The sequence below is a fragment of the Candidatus Accumulibacter vicinus genome (assembly GCF_000584955.1).
Lineage (GTDB): Bacteria > Pseudomonadota > Gammaproteobacteria > Burkholderiales > Rhodocyclaceae > Accumulibacter > Accumulibacter vicinus.
In genome coordinates this window covers 44,260-55,559 of the sequence record NZ_JDSS02000030.1, presented here as the reverse complement: position 1 = coordinate 55,559, position 11,300 = coordinate 44,260, and the positions used below count along the sequence as shown (strand labels likewise).

General features: G+C 62.2%; 6 protein-coding genes. All 6 read left to right on the top strand.

Annotated elements, in window-relative coordinates; translation table 11 throughout:
• Nucleotides 1–89: 89 nt before the first annotated feature.
• The 6 genes from CAPSK01_RS23100 (at nucleotide 90) to CAPSK01_RS14215 (ending at nucleotide 11,300) form a co-directional block, all read left to right on the top strand.
• Nucleotides 90–3,464, top strand: a complete 3,375-nt coding sequence (locus CAPSK01_RS23100) for a Calx-beta domain-containing protein (protein WP_273703730.1) — start codon at nucleotides 90–92, stop codon at nucleotides 3,462–3,464.
• Nucleotides 3,465–3,514: 50 nt separating this feature from the next.
• Entirely contained in the window at nucleotides 3,515–4,255 is a 741-nt protein-coding gene (locus CAPSK01_RS14235; protein ID WP_273703729.1) for a hypothetical protein, read from the top strand.
• Between the two features lie 338 nt (nucleotides 4,256–4,593).
• Complete coding sequence (locus CAPSK01_RS14230; protein ID WP_034927977.1) at nucleotides 4,594–6,042, top strand: DUF3375 domain-containing protein; 1,449 nt, start codon at nucleotides 4,594–4,596, stop codon at nucleotides 6,040–6,042.
• A gap of 23 nt (nucleotides 6,043–6,065) precedes the next feature.
• Complete coding sequence (locus CAPSK01_RS14225) at nucleotides 6,066–6,743, top strand: DUF4194 domain-containing protein (protein WP_034927975.1); 678 nt, start codon at nucleotides 6,066–6,068, stop codon at nucleotides 6,741–6,743.
• A complete protein-coding gene (locus CAPSK01_RS14220) occupies nucleotides 6,736–10,104 on the top strand; it encodes an ATP-binding protein (protein ID WP_034927974.1) in 3,369 nt (1,122 codons plus the stop codon). The genes CAPSK01_RS14225 and CAPSK01_RS14220 overlap by 8 nt, the downstream gene beginning before the upstream one ends.
• The gene (locus tag CAPSK01_RS14215; protein WP_034927973.1) at nucleotides 10,101–11,300 is read left to right on the top strand and encodes a DUF3322 domain-containing protein; all 1,200 of its coding nucleotides are present in this window, start codon (nucleotides 10,101–10,103) and stop codon (nucleotides 11,298–11,300) included. Before CAPSK01_RS14220 ends, CAPSK01_RS14215 begins: the two co-directional genes overlap by 4 nt.

Genomic DNA, 11,300 nt, shown 5'->3' with positions numbered 1-11,300 from the left:
GCATAAAGGGGTCATCTCAACGACGCATCACTTTGAATCACACCCGTTCTGCACGGGAAACGATAACCGTCGCTTCGTTCGATAATACCGTGGATGAGGCCGATCGGTATTACACGGTGACTATTCAGGATCCTGGCAAAGATACGGTTGTAATTGGAAATCCGGTTGCAGCGGGAGCGATCCTCGACAACGATCCGACGCCACGGCCACGCGGCGATCCGCACATGATCACGCTCGACGGCCTGGCCTACGACTTCCAGGCCGTCGGCGAGTTCGTGCTGGTCGAGAACGCCGCCGGCGAGGATCTGTCGGTCCAGATGCGCACCCGGCCGGTTGGCGATCTGGCGTCCCTGATCAGCGCACTGGCCGTCGACGTCGACGGCCACCGGGTGACGATCAATACCGAAGCGGCGGATGTCTTGCGGGTTGACGGAGTCGTGACCGAAGTCGCCGATGGCGCGACGCTGGCGGTCGGTGCCGGCCAGGTACAACGCAGCGGCGACACCTATACGCTGACCACGGCCAGCGGCGACCTGATCAGTGCCGAGGATTTCGGCGGGCATCTGGATCTTGCCCTGATTCTCGCCAATGGCCGCGCGCCGGGTTCGGTGCGGGGGTTGCTCGGAAACTTCAACCAGAACACGGCCGACGATCTCGCCTTGCCCGATGGAACGGCGTTCGCCCAGCCGATCGCCTTCGCCGACCTCTATGGAGCGTTTGCCGATGCCTGGCGGGTAACCCATGCCAGCTCCTTGTTCGATTACGCTGCCGGCGAGAGCACTGAAACCTTCACCGATCGCACCTTCCCCAGCCATCCGGTGACGCTGGACATGCTCGCGCCGGAAGTGGTCGCCGAGGCCACGCGGCGCGTGGACGCCGCGGGCATCACCGATCCGGTCTTGCGTGAGGCCGCCATACTCGATTTCGCGTTGACTCATGACCCGGATTTCGTCATCGGCGCGACGAAAGTCGTCGATCCGTCGGCCGCTCTCGAAGTGATTGCTGAGCCGAGCGCGACGCAGTCGGTGCTTGCCGTGGTCAGTCGCGTCGGCCGACAGGCCGAGGGCAACTCCGGTTCGACGGATCTGGTCTTCGACATCCACCGCTCGGGCAATACGTCCGGCGAGTTGAGCGTCAGCTATCGGGTCGTCGGCGGTTCGGTCGATGCCGGCGATCTGGGCGGTGCGCTGCCCGCGGGAGTCGTTACCTTCGGCGACGGGGAGACCGTCAAGAGCGTCGCCGTTCCGGTGGCCGGCGATACGCAGATCGAGAGCGACGAGAGCCTGCTGCTGGAGATCAGCGTCGATGACTCGGTGCGTGACCGGGTAGCATTTGCCACGGTCAGCGCACAGGCCACGATCGCCAACGACGATGGCACGGTGCTGCCGCGCTTCGAGATCGAAGCCGTCAGCGCGATCAAGGCCGAAGGCGCGGATGGCGAGACCACCGAACTTGTCTTCCGGGTGTTGAGAACGGAGAACTTGAGCGACGCCGTTACTATCGACTACGAGGTTTCGGGACTTGGCGGCGACCCGGTCGAGGCGGATGACTTCATGGGCGGTGCGCTGCCCGCCGGTACGCTGGTATTTGGCCGCGACGAAGGCGCACAGACCCTGCGTATGCGTGTCTCCGGCGACGATTTGCTCGAGCGGAACGAACGCTTTGTCGTGACCCTGCGGAATCCTTCCCTCGGAGTCGTCGGCGAGGCGACCGCTTTCGGCATGATCGAGAACGACGATGCCTTCGTCGCCAGGCACTCGATCCTGCCAATCAACGCTTCGCGCAGCGAAGGAAACGAGGGAACCGCGGAGTTCTCGTTCGTCGTGGTGCGCAGCGGCAATGTCGACGCAGCCACGACCGTCGATTTCGTTGTCGGTCCGACCGGCAGCAGCAGCGTCGACGCCGCGGATTTTGGCGGGACTCTGCCGATGGGGTCGCTGACCTTTGCCGCTGGCGAGGTCGAGAAGCGCGTGTCCATCCAGGTGGCGGGTGATATCGACCACGAAGCAGACGAGAGCTTTGCCGTGGCGCTCCACAATCCGTCGAGCGGGCTGGTCGTCGGAGATCCGGTAACGGCGACGATCGTCAACGACGACGCTCCCCTGCCGTCGATTGGCATCTGGAGGATTGGCGCGAACCTTGCCGAAGGCGATACGGGTACGACGGAGATGCCATTCGCTGTCGTACGTACGGGTGATCTCGGCGTCCGCAGCATAGTGGGCTATGCCGTCGCCGGTAGTGGCGCCAACCCCGCTGCAGCGAGTGATTTCGCGGGCGGCCTGCCCGCGGGCAGCGTGACATTTGAGCCGGGTGAGGACTTCAAGGTGCTGGCTTTCGATATTGCGGGCGACGCACTGCTCGAAGTCGATGAGGGCTTCAGCGTTGTTCTGTCAGACGCCGTGCGAGCAGTGATTGGAACCGGTAGTGCCGAGGGTCTGATAGTCAACGACGACAGCTCGGCGGCTCCTGAGCTGTCGATTGCGGCTGCGGGTGCCAACAAGCCGGAAGGCTCGGCGGGCACTGTTCAGATCTTGTTCACGGTGACGCGCACGGGAGACCTGAGTCAGGCGAGCGCCGTCGCCTATAGCGTTACCGGTAGCGGCGCCCATCCGGCTGATGCCACCGACTTCGGTGGTGTCTTGCCCGCGGGCAGCATCAGTTTTGCCGCGGGCGAGCACGAGAAGCAGATTGCCATCGAGGTAAGCGGCGATGGGACGGTCGAGAAGAACGAGAGCTTTACGGTCGGCTTGCATGACGCGGACAACGGAACGATCGCCGCTGCTTCTGCTGCGGGCATCATCCTGAACGACGACACCTCGTCGTTCAGGATCGGCGACGCGCCGGCGCGGCCACCTCGTTCCGATGCCGGGGCATGGGAGCGAAGCTGGACGCATTCTGGCGTCAGCATAGCGCACAAGGCCAATCTGGGTGATTCCAGCGAGCCCTTCACGCCGGTGCTTTTTGGCAGTTCCGGCAGCGGCGTGCTCGCGGGGGGCGATATCTCGGCCGGCGATCTCGGGGTAAGCGGTCAGACCAAGGCGACCAGTTCCGTGCTCCAGGAAATTGACGGGACGGAAGGATTGCGCTTCGTGCTCGACGAGGAAGCCAACGAGATCACTTTCCTGTTGAGTCGATTCCTGAGCAACGACGACGGCACCGTGCTGAACGAGGCTGGCAGGGTGCAGTTGCTCGATGCCGGCGGCGCACTGGTCGACGAGTTGTTCTTCTATGCGGATCGGGCGGATGGGACCAAACAGGTGTCGCTCGCGGCTCCCGAAGGCTTCACGCAAGCGGTTTTCTCGGCGGGTGTTCAGGATGGCGATGAGTTTGTCTATGGGGGGTACGCCAACCAGGATCGAAGCGGTTTCGGATCCAGTCCGTTTGCGGCGAGCGGCAGCCTCCACGGCAGTGACTATCTGATTGATCTGGTGGCGTTCAAATCTGGCTACGTGGACATGCTTTGAGTGGGATGAAGAATGTTCTTTCTGTCGTCGAATACCTTAGGAGGAGTGCAATGAGCAAACGTGAGTTAGAAGATGATGACCTGGGCGGGAGCCCTAGAGGATTGCCACGTTCCATCGGTCGTGCGGCGCTGCCTTTCTTCTTTGGGCTCTCGCTGATCAGTGGGGCATGGGCTGGCGTCGTTTTCAAGCAGTTGCCACTAGGCGGCAATGATGCATTTCCCAGCATTTCTACAGCGCAAACCGCCGACGATTTCGTTTTTTCGGCGACTACGGCGATATCCGGGCTGACCTGGTGGGGCTCTTATTCCGACGACCCGGACAAACTGTCGCCGGACGCGTTTCGCGTGAGCATCCATGCCGATGACGGATCCGGGCATCCGGCAATTGATCCTGCGGTCGAATTCACCCTGGCTCCGACGCGCACACCAACTCGCTTGGCAGATGTCTCGGGGGCTGATGTGTATCGCTACGACTTGGCCTTGCCAAGCCACTTCGTGCTTGCAGGGAGAAGCACGTTCTATCTCTCCGTGGTGAACGAGTTCGATGTCAAGGATCCGGATGCCACTTGGTACTGGCTGTTGAGCGATGCCGTTGGGGCGAATTTCTACCGGGCGGCCTACGTTGATCCGTGGGGGGACGACGCAACGGGCAATTTCTCTTTCGCCATCAATGGGAAAGCCACGACGCCGGGTCCGATACTTCCCCTTCCTGGGACACTGGTACTACTCTTGTCGGGTCTGGCGGCAATGACTCTGCCACGCGGAGACGTCCGTTCCCTGTTTTCCAGGTAGGCAACGGACGATAGTAGCAAGAAGACTGGGAGCAAACGCGCGGACATCCTTGATCGGGGGGTGTCCGACGCTGAGGCAGCTTACGGTTGGGTTCTGTTTTCAGGTAACAGCCGTAAGCCTGCCGGCAAGGATTCGCCGAAAGCGCGGCGTTCGTCGGCTTTGTCGAGCTCGACGGCAGTCGTCACCTGCGCGCTCCTTAGAGTGTGTTGTCATTCAAGCGACCCTAAACTCGAAATTGCAAGGTTCTGGCAAAACGTGAGATCATCTCCTCAATATGATGGATGAAAAAAGAGGATGGTGCAGCGCGGAACCCGGCCGAAGAATAAAGAGTGAGCGCTTTGGACTTCGCTACCCTCGACGCCCTGCGCACGCACCACCCTGCGTGGCGGCTGCTGCGTTCGGATCATGCGCCGCTGGTGGCGAGCTTTCTGCAACGAGTGTTCGTGGCCCCCAATGTGCGCGTGATGGCGGCGGCGGACCTGGCCGAGGCGCTGGAAGATGAGCTGTATGCGCTGCGCCTGCAGCTGGGTGAAACCGCCTTGCCAAAGCCGGCACTGGACTACCTGAACGACTGGGCCGCACCCGACAAGGGCTGGCTGCGCAAGTTCTACAAGCCTGGCACGGACGAGGCGCAATTTGACCTGACGCCCGCGACCGAAAAGGCCATTGCCTGGCTGGCACAACTCTCCGAGCGGCAGTTCATTGGCACCGAGTCGCGCTTGCTGACGCTGTTTGATCTGCTCAAGCAGATGAGCGAGGGCAGCGAGGCCGACCCAGCCAGGCGCATGGCCGAATTGCGCAAGAAGCGCGATGACATCGACGCCGAGATGGCGCGGGTGCTGTCGGGCGATGTGCCGCTGCTGGACGATACGGCACTGAAGGATCGCTTTCAGCAATTCATGCAGGGCGCGCGCGAATTGCTGACGGATTTTCGCGAGGTGGAGCACAACTTCCGCCAGCTCGACCGGCGCGTGCGCGAACGCATTGCCCTGTGGGAAGGCAGCAAGGGCGCGCTGCTGGAAGAGATCATGGGCGAGCGCGAGGCGATTGCCGATTCCGATCAGGGCAAGAGTTTCCGGGCGTTCTGGGACTTTCTGCTGTCCAGCCGTCGGCAGGAGGAATTGACCGAACTGCTGGATTGCGTGCTGCAGCTTCCCGCCGTGACGGATCTGAAACCCGACAGCAGAATGCGCCGCGTCCATTATGACTGGATGGAAGCCGGCGAGCATACCCAGCGCACGGTGGCTGCCTTGTCGCAGCAGTTGCGGCGCTTTCTCGATGATCGGGCCTGGCTGGAGAACCGCCGGATCATGGACATCCTGCACGGTATCGAGAGCAAGGCGCTGGCCCTGCGCGGGTCACCACCGGCAGGCACGGTGATGGAGATGGCCGAGGCGCGAGCCGACATCGAGCTGGCGATGGAGCGCCCCCTGTTCACGCCGGCAACCAAGCCGGTCATTGCCGACCTGGCCTTGCAGGCAGGCGATCAGGACATCGATCCCTCGGCGCTGTTCGATCAGGTGGTCGTGGACAAAGCACGCCTGATACGCCACATCCGCCACGCCTTGCAGGACCGGGCGCAGATCACGCTGAGCGAGCTGGTGCTTACCCAACCCTTGCAACAGGGGCTGGCCGAATTGGTGGCCTACCTGCAACTGGGCAGCGGGACATTCAGTACGGTGGTCGACGAGGACACGCCAGAACCCATCCGCTGGCAGTCGCGGGCAATCGATGGTCAGGAAATCACCCGCAGCGCGCGCCTGCCACGCGTGCTTTTCATGCGCTGAAGCACAACAGGAGGGGGCGAGGAATGGAAGAGCCGCACTCAAGAACCGACGAAGCACGTGCCGTAGCGCCCGCGCCCGTTGCGGATTTGTCGATGTTGCTCATCAGCCTGCTCAAAAGCGTGCTGTACCGTGATGGCGACGAGCGTCAATGGGCGGCACTATTGAATCTGCAGGTCCAGGTGCGTGACTACGCGGCGGTACTGAACCTTGATCTGGTGCTGGACGAGGCAGAAGGCTATGCCTTTTTCAGAAGCCGGCCGGAACCTGCCGATGACGACCCCGCACCCCGCTTGCCGCGTCTGGTGGCGCGCCGGCCCCTGTCCTTTCCGGTGAGTCTGTTACTTGCGTTGTTGCGCAAGAAACTGGCCGAATTCGATGCCGGGGGCGGTGATACGCGCCTGGTACTCGGTCGTGACGACATCGTGGAACTGGTGCGGGTGTTCCTGCCCGATGGTCCGAATGAAGCCAGGCTGGTCGACCAGATCGAGACCACGATCAACAAGGTGGTCGAACTTGGGTTTCTGCACAAGCTCAAGCCTGCCAGCGGTGCTTCGGCTGGCGCGACGAGCTACGAGGTGCGGCGCATCCTGAAGGCCTTCGTCGATGCCCAATGGCTGGCCGAATTCGACGCGCGCCTAGCCAGTTACCAGTCACAACTGGCGGGCGTGACCCCTGCCGGGGAGGGGGCCGACCATGAATGAGCCGCCATCGCTGGGTCTGGACTTTGTGGCAGATGACACCCTGTCGGGCTTTCGCCTGACCCGTCTGGAGGTGTTCAACTGGGGCACCTTTGACAGCCGGGTATGGACGCTGCAACTGGATGGCAAGAATGGCCTGCTCACGGGCGATATCGGCTCGGGCAAATCGACGCTGGTGGATGCCATCACCACCTTGCTGGTGCCAGCAAACCGGATCGCCTACAACAAGGCGGCGGGCGCGGACAGCAAGGAACGAACCTTGCGTTCCTACGTGCTCGGTCACTACAAATCCGAGCGCAACGAAGTCACAGGCGCGGCCAGGCCGGTATCGCTGCGCGACCAGAACAGCTACTCGGTGATCCTGGGCGTGTTCCACAACGCAGGCTATGACCAGACGGTGACGCTGGCGCAGGTGTTCTGGATGAAGGACGCGCAGGGGCAACCGGCCCGCTTCTTTCTGGGTGCCGAACGCGGGCTGTCGATTGCCTCCGATTTTGCCCACTTCGGCTCGGACATTGCCCAGTTGCGCAAAAGACTGCGTCGGCTGGGTGCCGAGCTGAGCGACAGCTTTCCACCCTATGCGGCCTGGTTTCGCCGCCGTTTCGGTATCGACAACGAGCAGGCGCTGGAGCTGTTTCACCAGACGGTCTCGATGAAGTCGGTGGGCAACCTGACCGATTTCGTGCGCAACCATATGTTGGAACCCTTCGAGGTGGCCCCGCGCATTCAGGCCTTGATCGGTCACTTCGACGATCTCAACCGTGCCCATCAGGCGGTGCTGAAAACCCGGCAGCAGGTTGAACGGCTCACTCCCCTGGTTGCCGACTGTGGCCGCCACAGTACGCTGGTGACCGAAATCGAAGCCCTGCGCGGGTGCCGGGAAAGCCTTCGCTCCCATTTCGCCGGCCTGAAGCTGGGTCTGATCGACAAGCGGCTGGGCTTGCTGGCCGAAGAATGGGATCGTGTGGATGGTCAGCGACGACGGCTCGAGCTCATCCATGAGGAGCAAGGCCGCCAGGTCGATGAGCTGAAGCAGGCGATCAACGACAACGGCGGTGACCGACTGGAACGTCTCGCCGCCGAGATTCGCAAGAGAGAACTGCTGCGGGATGCGCGCAAAGCCAAGGCCGGGCGCTACCAGGAGTTGGCCAGCGTGTTGGGCGAGCCGGTGGCGGTGGATGCCTCGACCTTCGCCGCGCAGCGGGGCAAGTACCAAAGCTGGCGAGAGGAAGCACGCAATCGTGATGCCGATCTGCAGAACGCCCTCACCGAACACGGCGTGACCTTGCGTCAGGGCAAGCAGGAACACGATCGGCAAAGCACCGAAATCGAAAGCCTCAAGCGCCGCCGCAGCAACATTGATGATCCGCAGATCCAGATCCGCGCCGCGCTCTGTGCGGCATTGGGCATCGATGTCGATGAGATGCCCTTTGCCGGCGAACTGATCCAGGTGCGCGTCGAAGAGCGCGATTGGGAGGGCGCAGCCGAACGTCTGCTGCGGGGATTCGGCCTGGCGCTATTGGTGCCCGATGCCCATTACAAGGCCGTCGCCGAATGGGTGGATGCTGCCCATCTGCGCGGCCGCCTGGTGTACTTCCATGTGCGGCCGCGCAAGGCCGGCGAATTGCCCGATCTGCACCGGGATTCGCTGCTCCGCAAGCTGGCCATCAAGCCTGATTCCCCGCATTACGACTGGCTGGAACGCGAGCTTGCCCATCGTTTCGACGTGGTCTGCTGCGCCACGCAAGAACAGTTCCGCCGGGAGACGCGGGCCATCACCCGCGCCGGCCAGATCAAGGATCCGAGCGGCCGACACGAAAAGGACGACCGCCACCGCATCGATGACCGGAGCCGTTATGTCCTGGGCTGGAGCAACAGCGCCAAGATCGCCGCACTGGAAAGCAGGCGCCGTCAGCTTGAAACGCAGCTCGGCGACGTCGGCAGCCGGATCGGTGAAATTCAGAAGGAACGCAACGGACTGACGAGCCGTCTCGATGCGCTGATTCGCCTTGAAGAGTTCACCGCGTTCGAGGAGCTGGACTGGGCCAGCGTGGCCACCGAGATCGCTCAACTGACGGATGAGCGGAGCCGGCTGGAATCGGCGTCCGATGTCCTCAAGCAGCTCAACGAAAACCTGCGCGAGCTGCAGAGGGCGCAAAAGGAAACCGGCACGGAGTTGCAAGGTTCGCGCGAGAAGCGGGCCAAGCTGGAACAGCGCCGCTCGGATACTCAGGAACTTCGACAACAGACCGAGCTGCTGCTTGCCGGCGCGGTCGTGGATGAAGCGCTGGCGGCGACGCTGGAAGTCATGCGCGCAGAGGCCCTGGGCGAGCATCAACTGACCGTGGAGTCCTGCGACAACCGCGAACAGGACGTGCGCGGCTGGTTGCAAACCCGGATCGACAACGAAACCAAGATCGCAAATCGGCTGGCCGAGAGAATCATCAAGGCCATGGCTTCCTTCAAGGATGCGTTCAAGCTTGAAACCGCCGAGATGGATGCCAGCCTGGACGCGGCCTTCGAGTACGAGAACCTGCTGACGCAACTGAACCGGGACGACCTGCCGCGCTTTGTGGCGCGTTTCAAGGAACTGCTCAACGTCAACACGATCAACGAGATCGCCAACTTCAACGCCCAACTGGCGCGCGAGCGCGGAACCATCAAGGAACGCATCGCGCACATCAACAAGTCGTTGGGCGAGATCGACTACAACCCGGGGCGCTACATCGTGCTGGAGTCGCAGCCCAGTCCGGACGCGGAGATCCGGGACTTTCAGCAGGAGCTGCGCGCGTGCACCGAGGGGGCCGTGACGGGGTCGGATGATGCCCAGTACTCCGAAGCCAAGTTCCTGCAGGTGAAAGCCATCATTGACCGCTTCCGCGGGCGCGAGGGCCTGTCAGAACAGGATCGCCGCTGGACCGCGAAAGTGAGCGACGTGCGCAACTGGTTCCTGTTTGCTGCCAGCGAGCGCTGGCGTGAGGACGACAGCGAACACGAGCACTACTCCGACTCTGGCGGCAAGTCGGGAGGGCAGAAAGAGAAGCTGGCGTACACCATCCTGGCCGCCAGTCTGGCGTATCAGTTCGGACTGGAATGGGGTGCGGTGCGCTCGCGATCTTTCCGTTTCGTGGTGATCGACGAGGCCTTTGGCCGTGGTTCTGATGAATCCACGCAATACGGCCTGAAACTGTTCCGGCAGCTCAATCTGCAACTGCTCATCGTGACGCCGCTGCAGAAGATTCACATCATCGAACCGTACGTATCCAGCGTCGGGTTTGTGCACAACGAGGGCGGGCGAGCCTCCAAGCTCCGCAATCTGTCGATTGAGGAATACCGGGTGCAGAAGGCGGTGTTGGCGCAGTGACGTGGACCGGCGCAAAGGAATTGAAGGCGCAACTGGCGCGACTGTGGGAGCGTGGTGAACTCCTGCGCGACGCGGTGACGGGCAATGCTCGCTTTCCTTTGCGCCTGGCGCTCAAGTCCCCGAGTTCGGCTGACATCACAGATCGCTTTGAGGCCGTTCGCGCTTGGGCCGCTGAATTGGCAGCCACGGATTCCGTGTGTCTCGAATGGCAGGAGGTTCGTCACCGCGTCCAGGGGGTGCAAAAACTGCCTGCGACCGCCTGGATCGAAACCCTGGAGGAGGCGTTGACCTGGCTGGGCAAGCGTCGAGAGTGGGCTCGCTTTTCGGCACAGGTCTCGGCAACCCGGCAAACACACCCCGCCTTGCTGCCCTGGCTGGAAAAGCGCCCCCTGCAGGCGCTGGCACTGTCCGCCGAATGGCCCCGATTGCTGGCAGTCGTGGCCTGGCTCGTCGAGCATCCTCGCCCCGGCATTTATTTGCGGCAGGTGGACCTGCCGGGCGTGCACAGCAAATTCATCGAAGCGCATCGCAGTGTGCTGGCCGAGTTGCTCGATTTGGCACTGCCCGGAGACGCTGTGGACCTCGGCAAGACGGGTGTCGGCCAGTTTGCTGCCCGTTACGGGTTTCTCGAAAAGCCGGCGCGGATTCGCTTTCGGGTGCTTGATCCGGCGAATCATGCAGTACCCGGCTCGGTATGCCCCGACGTGACCCTGGATGCCGACAACTTCAGTCGTATGGAATTCGCTGTGCGGCGCATGTTCATCACCGAAAATGAAATCAATTTTCTGGCCTTCCCGCGGGTTCGTGATGCCATGGTTATTTTTGGTGCGGGTTACGGTTGGGATGCGCTGGCCCGCAGTCATTGGTTGCAGAACTGCTCAATCCATTATTGGGGCGACATCGATACCCATGGCTTTGGCATCCTGGATCAGCTGCGTGGCTACTTTGGTCACGTCGAGTCGTTCCTGATGGACAGGGAGACCCTGGATGCGCATGCCCCGGTCTGGGGCTGCGAGGAGCAGCCGCTGTTGGTGGACCTGCACAGACTGACGCCTGAAGAAAGTGCCCTCTACGACGAACTGCGTGACAACCGCATCCGTGCGAGGCTGCGGCTGGAGCAGGAACACATTGGCTTTCATTGGCTGGGCGATCGCCTTGAACAGCTTCTGCACGGGCGCCGCGGTGCCAATTCATGA